Origin of the sequence: Shewanella sp. SP1S2-4, from assembly GCF_031932075.1 — a bacterium.
Lineage (GTDB): Bacteria > Pseudomonadota > Gammaproteobacteria > Enterobacterales > Shewanellaceae > Shewanella > Shewanella baltica.
Genome location: NZ_JAUOET010000001.1, coordinates 440,684 through 458,262 on the forward strand (window position 1 = coordinate 440,684; position 17,579 = coordinate 458,262).

Here is a 17,579-nt window from a genome sequence, read left to right on the forward strand (position 1 = left end):
ATAGCATAGCAAATATTAGCCACCCTAAAACAAGACCTGAAAATACAGGACAAGGTAGACACTATGGCCGATTTGCCGCTCAATTCCTCAAGTGATGCTTCACATCAATCTTCAACTGAGCATCCCTCACTTGAACATTTCTGGATGCCTTTTACCGCCAACCGCCAATTCAAAGCCAACCCGCGGTTACTCACCAAAGCGGAAGGCATGTATTACACGGATATTGATGGCAATAAGGTATTAGATGCTACCGCCGGTTTATGGTGTTGTAACGCAGGCCATGGTCGCAAAGAAATCAGCGAAGCGGTCAGCAAACAAATTAAAGAGATGGATTACGCGCCCTCCTTCCAAATGGGTCACCCTATCGCCTTTGAACTTGCCGAGCGCTTAGTCGAGCTAAGTCCTGAAGGATTAAACAAAGTCTTCTTTACTAACTCAGGTTCTGAGTCCGTCGATACAGCACTTAAGATGGCACTTTGCTATCACAGAGCCAACGATCAAGCCTCACGCACTCGCTTTATCGGGCGCGAAATGGGTTACCACGGTGTCGGCTTTGGCGGCATCTCTGTGGGTGGGTTAAGCAATAACCGCAAAGCATTTAGCGGCCAATTACTGCAGGGCGTCGATCACTTACCTCATACCTTAGATATCCAAAATGCGGCATTTACCCGTGGACTCTCACACTTTGGCGCTGAAAAAGCCGAGATATTAGAACAGCTTGTTACCCTGCATGGCGCCGAAAACATTGCCGCCGTAATCGTTGAACCAATGTCGGGTTCAGCAGGGGTGATATTACCGCCACAAGGTTACTTAAAACGTCTGCGTGAAATCACTAAAAAGCATGGCATCCTACTGATTTTTGATGAAGTCATTACCGCTTTTGGCCGCGTTGGCGCCGCCTTCGCGAGTCAGCGTTGGGGTGTTATTCCAGACATTATCACCACGGCTAAAGCCATCAATAACGGTGCGATTCCTATGGGCGCAGTGTTCGTGCAAGATTTTATCCACGACACTTGCATGCAAGGCCCTAATGAACTGATTGAGTTCTTCCACGGCTACACCTATTCCGGTCATCCAGTCGCTGCAGCGGCGGCGCTTGCCACCCTATCGATTTATGAGAATGAGCAATTATTCGAGCGCAGTTTTGAGCTTGAACGCTACTTTGAAGACGCCGTGCACAGCCTCAAAGGGTTGCCGAATGTGATTGATATTCGCAACACAGGGCTAGTTGCTGGGATTCAATTCTCCCCTAACGCTCAAGGCGCGGGTAAACGGGGTTACGGCGTGTTTGAACACTGCTTCCGCCACGGCACTTTAGTGCGCGCCACGGGCGACATCATTGCCATGTCACCGCCACTGATTGTCGATAAACGCGAAATTGACCAAATGGTTAATAGCCTAAGCGATGCTATTAACGCCGTTGGATAATAGCGCCAGCTGTTCGTTCCACTCTCACATTTAACACCCCGCTGCGGCGGGGAACATCAAAGGTTAACTATGCTCAAGATCACTCACTTTGTTAATGGTCAGCACACACCTGCCAGTACCAGAACCCAAGATATTTTTGAACCCGCCACGGGTGAACTACGTGGCCAAGTCTCACTCGCAAGCGAAACTGAAGTGGGTGAAGCCATCGCAATAGCTAAAACCGCCTTTGAAACATGGTCGCAGGTGACACCGCTCAACCGCGCTCGAGTGTTATTTAAATTCAAAGCCTTAGTTGAGCAGAACCTAGATGAAATGGCGCAGCTTATCACCCGCGAGCACGGCAAAGTGATCGACGATGCTAAGGGCGAGTTGATCCGTGGTCTCGAAGTGGTTGAGTTTGCCTGTGGTATTCCGCACTTGCTTAAAGGTGAACATACCCAGCAAGTCGGTGGCGGGGTCGATTCTTGGTCAGTTAATCAAGCTTTAGGTGTTGTCGCAGGCATAGCGCCCTTTAACTTCCCCGTGATGGTTCCCATGTGGATGTTCCCAATCGCGATTGCCTGCGGTAACACCTTTATTATGAAACCCTCAGAAAAAGACCCAAGCTCGGTGATGCGTATTGCCGAGCTGCTTAAAGAAGCGGGTCTTCCCGATGGCGTGTTTAACGTGATTAACGGCGACAAAGAAGCCGTCGATACCTTACTCACCCATAAAGATGTGCAAGCGGTGAGCTTTGTAGGCTCAACGCCAATAGCCGAATACATTTACAGCACAGCCTCTAAACATGGCAAACGCGTACAAGCCTTAGGCGGCGCGAAAAACCATATGTTACTTATGCCAGATGCGGATTTAGATCAAGCCGTTAGCGCCTTAATGGGCGCCGCTTACGGCAGTGCTGGTGAGCGTTGTATGGCAATTTCAGTCGTGCTCGCGGTAGGTGATGTGGGCGATGCGTTAGTGGAAAAACTGCTACCGCAAATCCAAAGCTTAAAAGTCGGCAACGGCCTGACGCCAGAGATGGAAATGGGTCCGCTGATCTCAAAACAGCACCTTGCCAAGGTCACCCAATATGTTGAAGCCGGTGTGCAAGAAGGCGCAGCGCTGCTGGTCGATGGCCGTAAACTGAGTGTTGAAGATCATCAACAGGGTTATTTCCTCGGCGCCTGTTTGTTCGACCACGTCACGCCAGAAATGAGCATCTACCGCGAAGAAATCTTTGGCCCAGTGCTGGCTATTGTGCGCGTGAAAGATTACCCAACGGCGCTTGAGCTGATTAACCAACACGAATTTGGCAATGGCACGGCCATTTTCACCCAAAGTGGTGAAGCGGCACGGCATTTCTGCCACCACGTGCAAGTCGGTATGGTTGGAGTGAACGTGCCGATCCCGGTGCCAATGGCGTTCCACAGTTTTGGCGGTTGGAAGCGATCACTCTTTGGGCCGCTGCATATGCATGGCCCAGATGGCGTGCGTTTTTATACCAAGCGTAAGGCAATTACTGCCCGCTGGCCCGTGGGTAAACAGACTCAAGCCGAGTTTGTGATGCCAACGATGAAATAGCCGAATGTCAGCTCAATAAGGAAATCGCAAATGACTATGAGTATCAACGCCATTATTCGCTTTGCTACGGCGCAAACACCCGTCGAGACCTATCAGTTACCGACGGAAAAGTTGTTAGCAGGCAATCCGACTCAAGGGCTAGAGAATCATTATTCTAGTCCTTGTGATCAATTTCACAGTGGAATTTGGCAAAGTGAATCAGGCGCTTGGAAAATAAACTACACTGAATACGAGTACTGCGAAATCCTCGAAGGAATAAGTGTTATTACCGATCTTCAAGGTCAATCGCAGACGTTCACTGTGGGCGACAGGTTTATTATACCCGCGGGTTTTCAAGGCACTTGGGAAGTAGTGGAACCCTGCCGCAAGGTTTACGTCATTTTCGAACAAAAGTGAGATCAACGAGGCTGATGTTAGCCTCAAAAAAGCTAAGTTATCTTAGCAATAACTCGCCATGAGGTCACAGCAACGGGTTTTCCTAGGCTGTTGTTTGGCAAACCAACGGATGCACTGGCGCAATTGAATAAACATGGCCGCCAGTAACACGTCCGAGTCAACAAAGAAAATGGGAGAAATACCGTGTATAACAATCTGAATAAAAAACGGCTGGTACAGCTTGTCGGACTCGCACTAACCACGACCCTATTCTCCGGCATGGCCGCCGCCGAAGTAACAGGGGAAATTAGTCTCACTAACGACTATCGTTTCCGCGGCGTTTCACAAACCGCTGGCGATCCTGCCCTGCAAGGCGGTATCGATTGGAGCTTCGACTCGGGTTTCTCTGTCGGTGCTTGGGCAAGTAACGTGGATTTTGATGAGCCAGGTTATAACGGCCCTGCAATCGAATACGATTTCTATGTCGCCTATGGTGGCGAGATCAACGAAGATCTGACCTACGATATTACCCTTAACCGTTATAACTACTCTGGCGAAAGTGACATTGGCTATTTTGAAGTCACGGCTGGCATGGATTATAAAGGCTTTCGCGCCGCTTACTGGTACACCAATGACTACGGCGGTAGTGATTTAGACTATCACTATGCTGAGCTTAACTATTCCTATGAATTTGTTGAGAACTGGAGTCTCGATCTGCACTACGGCTATAACGTTGGTAATGCATTGGATGACGGTGAAGGCTTTGATAGCTACTCAGATTACTCTGTTGGCGTATCGACTGAACTGTCAGGCTTTGGGCTTTCTCTCGCTTGGTTAGGCACAGATCTTAGCGGCGACCAAAAGGTCTCTGATGGCGCATTTAAAACCTCGGATACCGTGCTTGCTAGCGTAAGTTACGCGTTCTAATTTAGCCTTAGTATAAAGTTCGGAAGAACCGCTTAGATAAACTAAGACACAAAAAAGCCCTCATCATCGAGGGCTTCTTTTTAGCGACTCAAGCTGACTTGTCTACCAACTACGCATTTTATGGCCTTTCACCGCGTAGAACAGGATGAACAGATAACAGGGCAACATCACAATATAACCGCCCTGCATGCCCATATCAGTCGCCGAGCTCATTAAGCCCCAAGACACTGGACCAAAGGCGCCACCAGCAATCCCCATGATGAGAAGCGCAGAACCTGTGCTGGTCAATTTGCCCATCCCAGACAATGCTAGCGGCCATACTGCAGGCCAAACGATCGCATTGGCTAAACCAAGGAAGGCAATCATCAACAGGGTGTCGGGCAGCGCAACGCCACCAAAAGGCACTAACACAACATTGGCGATAGCGTAGGAGTTATTGTCGCCGAACAAAATCCCGCATGTCAGTAACAAACCCAGAATAGCCGACACCATTAAAGCCTTAGGCTGTGAAATAAAGCGAGGAATTAACAGGATACCAAGCGTGTAACCTAGCACCATACACACCATGGTATAGGAGGTCATCACCCCGTAATGTTCAACTCCGAGTGATAACGCAAAAGTGCCTATAGTGTCACCGGCAATCACTTCCACCGCCACATAAACAAACAGTGCCAACACGCCAAAGGCTAAGTTAGGGTGAGACAGCGCCGCTTTAAGTTGGCCTTTATCGGTATTTTCAGCCACTTCATCTTCATTGGATAATTCTGGTAATGGGGATTTTTTTACCGCTAGCGCTAAAATACCGATAAAAATCGCCATGCCTAAATAGGGGAATACTAGACCATCAGCCATTTCTTCAATTTGAATTTGAGTCAGCTCAGTACCAATACGGTCTTTAAAGCTGTCTAAAATCAGTGCAGAGAACACCAAAGGCGCAATCACACCCGCACCTTTGTTCAAAATACCCATCACACTCACACGGGCAGCGGCGGATTCTTCAGGGCCTAAACGCACCACATAAGGGTTAACCGCAGTTTGTAATAGAGTTTGGCCCGCGCCCATCACTAATTGGGCGAAAAGGAATAAGGCAAATATTTGGGTTTCCGCGGCGGGGATAAACAGTAAACCCGCCAGCATCATCACACCCATGCCAATCGCCATACCATTCTTATAACCGACTTTGCGAATAAGCCAGGCGGATGGCAAGGCAGTAAAGGTCACTGCGATATAAAAAGAAAACAGGATCAACGACGCTTGAAAGGGATTGAGTTGCAATATTTGTTTCAAATACGGCATCAAAGAACCATTCAACCAAGTGGCGAATCCGAGGATGAAAAAGAGAGCGGCCACTATGGCCATGGGGAGAAAGCTGCTTTTTTGCTGGCTTTTATCGAGTGTCATTTCCATAAACCTGCTTCTTATAGTAATTAATTATTGAGGTGATAACGGGGTTTACATTAATGCCTAAGTTCCCGAATATCCGTATCGCGACTCGTCCGCAATGGCTAATGTTACCATCCAAACGCACCATTGTTTCAGTGATGTTAAAACAAATAACACAAAAAGACAACGCTGTCATTTAATAAATTCTCGCGAATATTCCCTCGTAATCCTCGATTGGCTAACTGATAAGTTATAAGTAAGTGATGACTCACATCCAGAAAATAATGTAAAAAAAGCCGCAAACACTGAGTGTGTGCGGCTTATCTCAAGCGATTAAGCGAACTGACTAAATCCTGACAAAAATATTGCGGCGATACATCCAATATAAAACCAGCCACTGCACCGCAAGCAAGCTGACAACCGCAGCTAACGCTTGAGCGCTTTCAGGCAAGGCCTGCACTAAGCCGCCAAATACGCTTTGGGCGATATATTTCCAATCCACTAAGCTCGACGCTAAATAAATGATGATGGCGTTCGTGCCTATCACCACGAAGAAAAATGCGGATTTTTGCCACTTAAGCACATCGACTAAGGCATAGAATACCGCCAGCAGTATCATGCTCCAGCCCGACGTCACCAGCACAAATGAACTGGTCCACAGCTCTTTATTGACCGGAATAACAAGATCTAACAGCCAACCGAAGGCTAACAAAATGCCACCCGCAGCGGCGAGCAATCCCACTTTAGCCCACTCACCTTTAGGATGGGATTTAACAATAAAGTGGCCGACAAACACACCCGCTAACGCATTGACTATGGCGGGAATAGTCGACAGTAACCCCTCTGGATCGGGCGTGCGTCCCTGATAGCTCACGCCGGGTAATAAAATCGAATCGACATAGGCATTGATGGATTCCGTTGGCGAGAGCACGCCGGCCTGTCCACCAGGGAAAGGCAACCAAAGTTGCATTGCGCCATAACCGAGCAAAATGCCCAAGGCGACGATAATTTGGGTTCGTAGACTCGTGTGCCACACCAATAATGCGGCAAAAAACCATGCAAAGGCGATTCGACCTAACACACTGGCATAGCGAATTTTTTCAGGATCGGCAGGCGCGCCAGTTCCCCAACCGTGATTGTATAAAATGCCCAGTAACAGCAATAAGAAGAGTCGTTTAATCCCATGCCGATACACAGGTAATCGCTCCTTCATAGGTAATTTATCTAAACGTTTAGGGGATAAACCTAAGGCCACACCGGAGAGGAAAATAAACAGCGGAAAAATCAAATCGTAGAAGTGAAAACCATGCCATTGGCTATGGTGCATTTGTTCATCGCCCCATTGCCAACCTGCCCAGCCCGTTAGAATAAGCAAGCCACCAAACAAAGCCTCACCGCCCAAAATCCAAAACATATCGAAGCCGCGCAGTGCATCCAGCGACATCAACCTAGGTTTATTCACCTTTACAGGCTCAATTGCGTTTGTCTGTGTCGTCCCCATGCCATAATCCTTTATTATTGTTATTAAAAGCTTTTATAAAAGTTGAGCAAAACTAATACTGTTTAAAATTAGTGCTGTACAATAAAAAAACTTAGCCCCTGTCATCAAAATACGACAAGGGCCAAGGTTAACGCTTTGCTCACTCAACGCACACTAAGGGCGAACATAAACTGCATTTCCAGCAATGTAGTTTGCCTGCACTTTGTTGTGCGCATCGAGCAAGACAAAATCAGCCCTGAGTCCCAGTGCTAAACGGCCAGCTTTATGGTCAATCCCGAGGAACTGAGCGGGATAAAACGCCGCCATTCTCAAGGCTTCCGCCAAAGGTAAACCCAACAAGTTGACGGTATTATTGACCGCAGTCGCCATATCGAGCACACAGCCCGCCAGCTCACCTGTCACGGCATTTAATCTGTCACCAACTCGCAGCACTTGCGTACCAAAGAGCTCGAAGCTGGTCTCATCGTCCATACCGACAGGCGGCATAGCATCAGTGACTAACATCATTTTGCCCCTCGGCTTTGCCCTTAGTGCGACCTTTGCCGCCGCAGGATGCACATGGTGGCCATCGACAATCAAACCACACCAAGCAGTTTCACTCTCAATCGCCGCGCCAACCATGCCCGGCTCACGGGAACCCAGTGGTGACATCGCATTATAAAGATGGGTAAAGCCCGTCGCGCCTGCCGCTAATGCTGCAACTACAGTGTCGTAGGAGGCATTCGAATGGCCCAAACACACCTTCACGCCCGAGGCGACAAGCGTGCGGATCACCTCCGGCGACACATTCTCAGGCGCAAGCGTAACGACTCTAATTCCTAAGTCTTGGCGACAAAATACCGCGAGTTCAGCATCGGTTATTTCGCGAATAAAACCCTGCGGATGCACACCTTTTTTAGGCACAGATAAATGCGGCCCTTCAAAATGCACCCCTAAAACGCCAGCGCTACCTTTGACTAAAGCTTCGGCCACTGCGTCGGCGGCACTCGCCATCACGCTAACATCATCGGTGATAAGTGTGGGTAAAAATCCCGTGGTGCCAAAACGCGCATGGGCACGGCCGATAGTTTCAATACAATTCACACTCGGATCGGTATTGAATAACGCCCCGCCACCGCCGTTCACTTGCACATCGATAAATCCCGGCACCAGCGTTCCGGCTTGGCGGATTTCCTTCGCGCCAGAGACTGTATCAAACGCCAGAATGTGCCCGTCTTCGACAGTCACAGGCACATCTTGATGGAAATATTCACCATCAAAAATACGCTCGGCGATCAGGGTGATTTTCATCGCGAACCTCTTTCAATAAACAATACGAGTAACTTAAGGCTTAAACCTAAACCGCTTACCGTTAGTCAGCTTAAAGCGTTTGGGTCACTTTTTTAAGGCCAGCCGGTTGATCAGGGTCAATACCGCGGGCAATCGCAACCGCAGCCACGTCGATATAGAAACGTTGTAATAAGGCTAACGGCGCCACACGTGGGTGAATGTCGGTCGAGGTTTGATTCAGATGCACTAAATCGGCGCCGCGTTGGCTCACATTTTCAATCTGTTCGATGTGGCTAGCGTAGGATTCATCACCAATGCACACATCGACGATAGTGAGTTTTTTCTCAACTAAGGTCACAGGACCGTGGAGGAACTCGGCGCTGCTGAATGCTTCGGCATGGATTGAGCACACTTCTTTCAGTTTAAGCGCGATTTCCTTAGATACCGCATAACCTAAACCACGGCCAAGTACGACTAAGTTCTTCACGTCGGTAACAGATTCTGGCGTGAGTTGTGGCTCAGCGTCCACCGCCGTTTGCAGCGCTTGGGGTAAAGATGCGACGGCGCTAGCAAGCGATTCGCTTTGAGTCCAAGCGGCGGCAAGTTGTATAATCGCCGACAAGGTCGTGAGGTAACTCTTAGTCGCGGCAACGGCTTTTTCTTCGCCGGCGCGTAAAGGTACAACCACATCGACGATATCTTTAATCGGTGCAGTTTCATCATTGACTAAGGCAACACAGAAAGCGCCGGCATTTTTAGCCATACGCGCCTGGGCCAAAATATCAGGGCTACGGCCAGATTGTGAAATCACAATCACTAATGCGCCTTCGAGTTTCAAGGTCTTACCATACACACTCGCCACTGAAGGGGCGGCGGCAAACGTCGGTACGCCCGCTTCGATTTCAAATAAGTACTTAGCAAAAACACCCGCATGATCCGATGAACCACGGCCGACGATCATTACGAAACGGGGATCGAAGGCGCGCAGTTTTTCACCCAACTGCTGCATGATCTCAGCGTTAGCTTCTAATTGACCTGCGATTTTTTGTGGTGCGGTGCGAGCTTCTTGCTCCATAATCGTGTTTGTCATGTCTTTTACCTTCACATTCGATGGGGTTCAACTTCAGTGGCTATACACTGAAAACGACTTATTTATTAAATTCTTGCTGAGCGAAATACATAGCACCGAGTTCGGGAGGTGCTAAGGTTTCTGAAACTTTGGCGACCACATCGGCACCGAGCCAAGCTTGTAAAGGCTCAGCAAGACCGCCAATCATCGAAAAACGCACCGGATTTAGCCGAAATAACTTACGTGCCATTTCGCTTATATAATCCGCACCTTCCTGTACAATGGCCACAGCGACGGTATCACCTTGATTAGCGCAATCGAGCACACTTCTGGCTAATGCGGCGTAGCAACTTGATGATTTACCCGCTAGGTTTTCGACAATCCCGAGTGCATCTGTGACGTTAAAATAATTCAGCAGCATATCGGTTAATCGGGTCGGCGCGGCAAAACCATCGAGCGCTAACAGCACATGCTCGGCGGCTTTTAATCCAAGCCAGGCACCACTGCCCTTATCACCTAATGCAAAACCATGGCCACCAATACTTAAACTGGCATCGCCCACATGGGCATAACCACAGGAGCCAGTGCCTGTGATAATCACTGCGCCATCGGCGCCGCGGTGGGCACCAATACAAGCGGTATGCAGATCTGTAGTGACATACATGGCCGCAAAAGGATGCTGCCAGTTGATAACGTCTTGATATAACCTAGGCACATTCACACCAGCAAGACCGAGACCCGCCACCAGCAAGTGACTATCGCTCTCATTCATACCCGCATCCAGCAACGCCAGGCGAGTCGATGCTTGAATAGATTCAAATGTTTGTGCAAGACCATGCAGTGGATTTGCACGTCCTGCAACACCTGTCCCTAAAACGGTACCGTCTGCGCAGTAGATGGTGGCTCGACATTTACTGCCGCCGCCATCTACACCTATAAACAGTGGTTGATCTTTTGTCTGGACTAACCCCATGACACCCCTCTTCACCTATCAATGCAGCGCTACCGTTGCTTATTATTTGCCGTTAATACAGCGCTCAACTTTAGTTAACTCAATGTTACAGCAAAAATGACAGCGTTGTCATTTACTTTTTAAAGCAATTTCTAATCAAAATTAAAATTGAGGAAATCATTGGAATCGAAAAAGAAAAAGGCTGCATTTTTTTCATTAAATACAGCCAGATATAAAAATCGATTTAGTTAACGATTAAACTTCTGCCCCTGCGAATACCATCGGCGGCAATAGCGCGGAGCTCAATAGGTGCAGTGACCGCCTGTCCCGCTTGATAGGCTTGCCATGGGCCATTGAGGCTTCGGTATTCGAGTTTGAGCCCTGGATAGGCGATATTGGCAAACAGTTTACCCTCACGGATCTCGGCGCCGACCGTCGGTACGCGATAATCAATACCCGCTTTATCGAGCTTGATAAACTCTTTGTGGCCTAAGGTATTCGCAAGTTGTTGCCAATCTTTTGCCTGGGCTTCACGCATAGCAGGGGTAAACAATTCCGAGCCCTGGTGATACACAGCGCCTTGATATTGATAAGGCACTTCCCATGCGGCTTGATGCCAAGCACGCTCAGCCAACATCAATAAACGCGGGAACACCATGTATTCAATCGTATCGTCACTGCGAATCGACTCACTCCAAACCTGCCCTTGCAAGCCAGTAAAAGGTTTGCCTTTCTCCCTTGGACCCGAGACTTTGTTACCTGCCTCATCGAGTTTTATTCTGTCGTCTGCTTCGAACGGCTGATTTTGAATATCGGTCCATTGCTCGGCATTGGCTGCTAAGTTATCAGGCATAAAGCTAAAGACTTTATGGCTGTTGGTCGCGCGGCTCGCCCAGTAATAACCATGCTCCTTGGGATCGGCCTCATAGGGGAAATCAAAGTACAACACCTCAGGATTAGAGAGCACGGTTTCCCAACCAAGATTCGCCTGCTGATTGGCGCGCTCATAGCCTTTATGGGCAATCACATCCCAAATATTAGACTGCACTTTAGCGGGCATATTCTCAGGGCGAACATGGCTCATGCCATCGCTCCACCCCGCAGCTTCAATACCTTTTGCCGCTAACATTGTCGAAATTCGTTCAATAAAATAAGCGCCTAAGTCATCTATCGACTTAACGCCTTTATCGTTATTGGCAACAAATGCTAAACACTGGGGTGATTGTTTCCAAGCTCCCGCCGTTTCATCGGCACCAATGTGGTAACGCGTCAATGGTTGACCCGCGGCTTGGTGTAGCTTGGCTATTTCATCAATCACCTTATCGACAAACTGATAGGTCGACTCCATACACACGTTAAGCGTGTTGTCGTCGTAATATTGCACTGAAGAATAAACCGTTTTGTCGTTTGCATCGGATAACAAATATTGCTCAGCTGCAGTGGTTTGCCCTTCAGCTTGCAATTGACGAGCGCCCGCATCTAAAGCTTTTACCGCTGTGCTAGCTTGATTTGCCGTTTCTTGCACAGGGACAACCTGCACTTTGCCCGTGTTTTTAAGCTCTACGTCTTCAGCCTGTAATCGACGAAAACGCGCATCCATCGCTTTAATCGCGGCGCGGCTATGACCCGGCATATCCATCGACGGGATCACCTGAATTTGACGCGCCTCGGCATATTTCACTATGTCGATATAATCTTGTTTGGTGTAATAGCCATTGACGCTTGTATCGCCAAACGGCCCACTGCCTAACTGCGGTAATAAGCAGGTATTTTCATCTAAATCATGACAACGTTTACTACCGATGTCAGTCAGCTCTGGTAGACCATCGATTTCTAAACGCCAACCTTCATCGTCAGCCATGTGCAAATGCAGTTTATTGAGCTTATAAGCCGCCATTTGGTCAAGCAAATCCAGCAACAATTGTTTGCTGTGGAAATTACGTGCCACATCAATGTGCATACCACGGAACGGATAACGTGGGCTGTCTTCAATGGTCATGGCATTCACTTTCAGCGAATTCACATCCACAAGGCTTGCTAATGATGACAAACCGTAAGAGAAGCCCGCCGCATCATTGGCAGCGATCACAATTTCAGTTGGCTGAATATCTAAGCGATAACTGCCCTCATTCCCTTTTTGGCGGGCAAACTTCACCGTCATGCCACTCGCAGATTCAGCCACCCCAAGCCGAGCTAAACGTGCCACCGCCGCCGCAACTTGACTCTTTTGCTCTGGGTTATCTTGCTGATATTCGAGCTTAATACCACCAGCAAGAGATACTGGTGTATCAGTTGAATATATCTTCACCTTTTGTGGCGTTGGGATAATGGTATCCACAGCCAAGGCGGCATCTTCACTCACGCTTTGATTGTCTTTAAATAATTGCGCTGCATCGGCTGGTGCGAGTTTATCCGTTTCAGTGCGTTGATATTGGGTTTTAAAATTCGTAAACCCTTCAACATACGGACGCGTCTCTAAACCCGTTTCGGCATCTTTCCCTACCTGAGTGCTGGCGATAATGACGGGTTCTAATCCTTTTGCTGCGAGGTAATAGTTTGGCATAGCGTCGGTTTCAGCCAATTGCCACGGCTCACCACGGAACGTTAGTTGCTTTTTCTCGCCCTTAACAAATCCCTTAAAAGCAGCCGTTGGCGTAATACGATGTAAATCGCCTTTAACGTGCGTTATCGTCAACTCACCGCTTTCAACCGATTGCACTGGGCGCATTTGGCTTAAATAAATTTCCCAATCCTGGCTGACTAAATCCATACCGGGCACGAAATCAATTTGAGCGACAAAACAGCGGCCATCGGCTTTATCTTTTAGGCACTTATCGTCTGGCACATTGGTCACAACACGATAAGTTACGACTAACGAATCCCCGAGTTGTTGTAACTGCGCTTGAGTTAATGCGTCCTGAGCTTGCTGTGTTTGAGCCACAGCCTTATCGGCTGACGCTGCGGAAGGCGTCACAGGCGCCTCAGAACAGGCCGCTAATCCTAAAGCCAGTAAAATGGCGCTTGCTGAAAGTGTTTTTTTCATGATTATCCTTATCTAGCTCCAGAAATGGCTACAATCTGAAGGAAGTAACTAACGTCCGCAGTCTTTCCCCTTGGTGAAACAGTCGCTCGCTCGAGTGAGCTAAGTGCTCGCTATCGAGTGAGGCTGAACCTGAGACATTGGCAAGATCATTTAACGTACGAGAAATCGCTTCGGTGACGCAGGTTTGTTCCTGCGCCGCATGGGAAACTTCGATGTTCATATTACTGATATTTGACACTAAATCAGTCACTTTAGTGAGTACTAACTTAATTTCTTCCGAGCGGTTAACGCCCTGAGTTGAGAGGGCTTGGCTCGCTTGCATCACAGTGACCGTTTCAGCCACACGGCTCTGAACCTGCTGGATCATTTTCTGTATTTCACCTGTGGCTTGTTGAGTTCGGCTCGCCAGCGTGCGCACTTCGTCGGCCACCACAGCAAAACCGCGCCCTTGTTCACCCGCCCTTGCCGCTTCAATGGCAGCATTAAGCGCCAGTAAGTTGGTCTGCTCGGCAATACTGTTGATCACTACGACCACTTCATCAATCTTTTGGGTTTCTTGCTGTAACTGTGAGACGGACAATGCCGAGCGGGCTAATTCAGACGCCAACTTACGGGTAATATCTAATCCCGAATCAAACTGACGCTGACTGTCATCGACCGCTTTATCGGCCTGACTCGCCGCATCCGCGGTGCGCTTGGCATTAATCGCAACTTCGTTAGCACTGGCGCTCAGCTGAGTGACAGCCGTCACAGCGGCCTCGGTTTCTTTTAATTGGGTTTGCACGCGATCATTGTTGGTTTGCGACAATGAGCCAAGCGCTTTGGCATCGCCCAGTAATTGCCCTGAAGTTTCGTGCACTCTGGAAATCGTGGCGTGAATTTGCTCAACAAAACCATTAAATGCCTTGGCAAGCTGACCAATCTCATCCTGACTCTCAACGGGTAATCTGTGGCATAAATCACCGTCACCGCTGGCAATTTCTTCCATGGCGCGGACAACATTCTCCAGTGGATTAATCACTAAACGTTTAAGAATGATAAAGATAACAATTAAACTGCCACCGAGAATTAACAGCGCCTGCAAGAAATAACCTAAGAGTAAATCTGACAACTGAGCGCGAATGGGCAACATAGAAAACTGAATGGCCAATTGGCCCGTCGGATTGCCTTGGTCAGCAAAGTGAATTTCACGCTTTACCAGATACTCATCGGCCACCGTTTGAGCCTGTTGACTCTCGGCTAACACTTTACCGCGATGGTCGCTCACGACGATATGATAAATCTGCGCAGATTTAAGCATCACAGACAACACGGCTTGGATTTGTTCATAATCGTAGGTGAAGATGGGTTGCGCCATAGTGACTTGCAAATTGGCGACGGTATTGTCTTCAAACTCAGTTTCACTGGCGGCCAATTTATCGCTCGCCAACCAGTAAGATGCACCGAACAAAACGCTGACTATCATAAAAATCGCTGCCGCTAACCCAATCTGTACTTTTAAGGCTAATGTTTTCATTATTTTGCACCTTGCATACTAAAGAGATCTAACCATAATTCTTTGCGTTCTATTGGCGTTAACGGGCTTAAATCAGGCGTATCGAGGCGGATAATGACCCTTTGTTCAAACTTAGCCTCACGGTATAGTTGCTCAATTTTTAGCTCGCGATTGAACATCTCATCAAAGGAGCCGTCACTGACCATACTTTCAAGCCCTGCTAAAATGGCCGCCGCAAGTTCGGGGCGCTTAGGGGACACAAAGAAATAAGCCGGCGAGCGATATTGCAACAGAATATGGCTATCAACCTTTAGTGCGGGATCGGGGTGACTTGCAAGTTCTTCACCAATTTCCTGGGCGCCGAGGGCAAGATAATCGAAACGCCCGCCTTCTAACATGGGGTATAAATTGGTGTACTGATAACTCGTCACGACGGGTAATCCATTAGCTTCTAAAATCGTGGCATCGGGCCAATAACGATTTTGCCCCGCCTTTAACTGCCTAAAATCCGCCATGGTTTTCACCTTGGCAAATCGCGTTTCATCCGCTTTGCGGATAATTAGCAGTCGATTACCGAGTAATCCTTTAAACAATGGAATGCGCACGGGTAGCACAGTTTCTTCTAATTCTTTTGAGGTCATGCTCCAAAACACATCGACCGTTCCAGCCAGTGCTTCTTCGACCTTGCGTTTTTGATTCATCTGAGTCGACATTTGCTGCACTTGATAGCCGCTATCCGAGCGGCGCAGTGCTTCCTTAAGCAAATTTAGCTGCCAAGTCTGCGGTATGGTGGTGACGATTGTTTTTGAAATCGGCGCCTGAATGTGAGAAACGTCAGACGTAATGACGTCTGAGGAACCGGAATTAGAGTTTGAGTTTGAGTTAGCGGCAAAATGACTTGAGGCAATATCGGCTGCAAACACAGCGAAGGATGAGGCTGAAAGCCCCGTCAGAGCCATGATAAACAGTGACCAGCAAGCTGCTCGTTTAGTGATGATAAGTGTGGTCGTTAGTGTAAAAACATAACGAATGACACTCATCATGCCCGTCGCAATGACGCGCATCGCAGCCGTTAAATGAATCGCCATAAATTGCAGCCTCTTTTTATTATCTGGTTTTTACCAGTGAGTTTTATTTATCTATGCCGCTAACGTTCAAATGCTGAGGTAGGCATTGAAGTCATATTGTAAAAATACCCTAAAAAAATGGCTGGGCACTGCTTACAGTACCCAGCCCACGCTAGTTTCTGGGGAGAGACTATCAAAATATCAAAGACAAACGTATCGCCGCCCGACAGCAATACTCCTGCCAAACACATGATAAGGAGACCTCATCCTCTCATGCAGACCTTACAAACAACGTATCACACAAGCAGATGACAGCGTTGTCATTATTAAAGTACACAAGAAAGAACAGGATTTCTACATTTTTTTGACAATTATTATTGTTTTTTATGAAAAAATATACTTAACCATTATTATTCAATCACTTAAAATGTTTAATTTATTTATTCAAGCTTATGTGACAACGTTGTCTTTCATTGGTAACATGGCGATAACATGACAAAGATCACGGTAGCTATCGATGAGTCCCCTTAACACATTAGTGCCCAGTAATACCCAATCTGCTACGCGCTTAACTCGGCACTACCGAAACCTCAGTTTGATATTGCTACTTTGTGGAGCTTGGTTATTTTGGGCGAGCCATTTTCATTCGCTAGTTGATCTTATCCAAGAATATGGCCGCTTTGTTTTTCTGGGTATTACAGGAGCGATATTTGCCAATTCGACAGGAGCTGGCGGTGGCGTCATCTTTATTCCCGTTTTTTCGAACCTCAACTTTAGTGAGTCTCAAAGTGTTGCGACTTCATTTATGATCCAGTGCTTTGGTATGACAGCAGGCGCAATTTCATGGTCACTGCATTATAAAAAGCGCCACCTAGAAGATGCCGCCTGGTCTGGTTTTGTGAAAGCAGCATTACTTGCCGCCTTCTTTTCAGTATTAGGTTTCTGGAGCAGCCAACTACTACAGCTCAACTCCCCCTCTTCGCTACACACAAGTTTCAGCATCTTCTCGATTGTACTCGGTATCGCCATCGTTATTAGTAGCAAAAGTAGCACGCCAATAACTCGCACTATAAGGCCAGTCGATTTTCTTTGGCTCGCTCTCATTGGCTATTTCGGCGGCATTATCACAGCTTGGTTATCGGTAGGCGTCGGTGAATTAGTCGTCATTTATCTGATGTTACGGGGACTATGCGCCAAAATGGCAGTCGCCACCGGCGTTGTTGTCTCTGCGATTACAGTTTGGTCGGCAAGCCCTATTCATATCTTTTCAACAAATAGCCAAGCCCTCTTTGAGTTAGTGTTATTCGCAGGCCCGGGCGCCGTTATCGGGGGATTACTTGCTCGCAAATTAGCGCTATATCTCCCAGTAAAAGTATTAAAACTCTTTTTCTCCATTTGGATCATTTTGACGGGGGTTGTTATGCTGTAACATTTTTTATGCTACAAAGTTAAAATAGACGATGAAACTAAATAAAAAGCACTATGCCTACTGATAGAATTTAATTACATT

At 47.8% G+C, this 17,579-nt stretch carries 13 protein-coding genes; 5 read left to right on the forward strand and 8 right to left on the reverse strand.

Annotation, left to right across the window (positions count from 1 at the left end):
• Positions 1-63: 63 nt before the first annotated feature.
• The 4 genes from Q4Q52_RS01945 (at position 64) to Q4Q52_RS01960 (ending at position 4,290) form a co-directional block, all read left to right on the forward strand.
• Positions 64-1,428: an aspartate aminotransferase family protein gene (locus Q4Q52_RS01945; protein WP_311989703.1), complete on the forward strand. Its 1,365-nt coding sequence runs from the start codon at positions 64-66 to the stop codon at positions 1,426-1,428.
• Between the two features lie 69 nt (positions 1,429-1,497).
• The gene (locus Q4Q52_RS01950; protein ID WP_259527130.1) at positions 1,498-2,988 is read left to right on the forward strand and encodes a CoA-acylating methylmalonate-semialdehyde dehydrogenase; all 1,491 of its coding nucleotides are present in this window, start codon (positions 1,498-1,500) and stop codon (positions 2,986-2,988) included.
• A 30-nt stretch (positions 2,989-3,018) separates the two neighbouring features.
• The gene (locus Q4Q52_RS01955) at positions 3,019-3,384 is read left to right on the forward strand and encodes a cupin domain-containing protein (protein WP_311989704.1); all 366 of its coding nucleotides are present in this window, start codon (positions 3,019-3,021) and stop codon (positions 3,382-3,384) included.
• Between the two features lie 183 nt (positions 3,385-3,567).
• Positions 3,568-4,290 carry a TorF family putative porin gene (locus Q4Q52_RS01960; protein WP_311989705.1) on the forward strand — a complete coding sequence of 241 codons (723 nt, stop codon included), beginning with the start codon at positions 3,568-3,570 and terminating at the stop codon, positions 4,288-4,290.
• 102 nt (positions 4,291-4,392) lie between these two features.
• Here Q4Q52_RS01960 and nagP read toward each other — a convergent pair whose 3' ends face one another.
• From nagP to Q4Q52_RS02000, 8 genes are all read right to left on the reverse strand, one after another.
• Entirely contained in the window at positions 4,393-5,691 is a 1,299-nt protein-coding gene (gene nagP / locus Q4Q52_RS01965) for an N-acetylglucosamine MFS transporter NagP (protein WP_311988017.1), read from the reverse strand.
• Between the two features lie 328 nt (positions 5,692-6,019).
• Positions 6,020-7,174, reverse strand: a complete 1,155-nt coding sequence (gene nagX, locus Q4Q52_RS01970; protein WP_311989706.1) for a transmembrane glucosamine N-acetyltransferase NagX — start codon at positions 7,172-7,174, stop codon at positions 6,020-6,022.
• 153 nt (positions 7,175-7,327) lie between these two features.
• Positions 7,328-8,464 carry an N-acetylglucosamine-6-phosphate deacetylase gene (nagA, locus tag Q4Q52_RS01975; protein ID WP_311989707.1) on the reverse strand — a complete coding sequence of 379 codons (1,137 nt, stop codon included), beginning with the start codon at positions 8,462-8,464 and terminating at the stop codon, positions 7,328-7,330.
• A 70-nt stretch (positions 8,465-8,534) separates the two neighbouring features.
• A complete protein-coding gene (gene nagB-II / locus Q4Q52_RS01980; RefSeq protein ID WP_311989708.1) occupies positions 8,535-9,533 on the reverse strand; it encodes a glucosamine-6-phosphate deaminase NagB-II in 999 nt (332 codons plus the stop codon).
• A 58-nt stretch (positions 9,534-9,591) separates the two neighbouring features.
• Positions 9,592-10,485 (reverse strand): N-acetylglucosamine kinase, encoded by an 894-nt coding sequence (nagK, locus tag Q4Q52_RS01985; RefSeq protein ID WP_311989709.1) that lies wholly within the window; start codon positions 10,483-10,485, stop codon positions 9,592-9,594.
• A 223-nt stretch (positions 10,486-10,708) separates the two neighbouring features.
• Positions 10,709-13,507 carry a family 20 glycosylhydrolase gene (locus Q4Q52_RS01990; RefSeq protein ID WP_311989710.1) on the reverse strand — a complete coding sequence of 933 codons (2,799 nt, stop codon included), beginning with the start codon at positions 13,505-13,507 and terminating at the stop codon, positions 10,709-10,711.
• Positions 13,508-13,535: 28 nt separating this feature from the next.
• A complete protein-coding gene (locus Q4Q52_RS01995) occupies positions 13,536-15,023 on the reverse strand; it encodes a methyl-accepting chemotaxis protein (RefSeq protein ID WP_259579679.1) in 1,488 nt (495 codons plus the stop codon).
• Entirely contained in the window at positions 15,023-16,090 is a 1,068-nt protein-coding gene (locus Q4Q52_RS02000; protein WP_311989711.1) for a transporter substrate-binding domain-containing protein, read from the reverse strand. The genes Q4Q52_RS01995 and Q4Q52_RS02000 overlap by 1 nt, the downstream gene beginning before the upstream one ends.
• Before the next feature lie 496 nt (positions 16,091-16,586).
• On the opposite strand from Q4Q52_RS02000, the gene Q4Q52_RS02005 reads away from it, so the two are divergent.
• Positions 16,587-17,498 (forward strand): sulfite exporter TauE/SafE family protein, encoded by a 912-nt coding sequence (locus tag Q4Q52_RS02005; RefSeq protein ID WP_311989712.1) that lies wholly within the window; start codon positions 16,587-16,589, stop codon positions 17,496-17,498.
• Positions 17,499-17,579 lie beyond the last annotated feature (81 nt).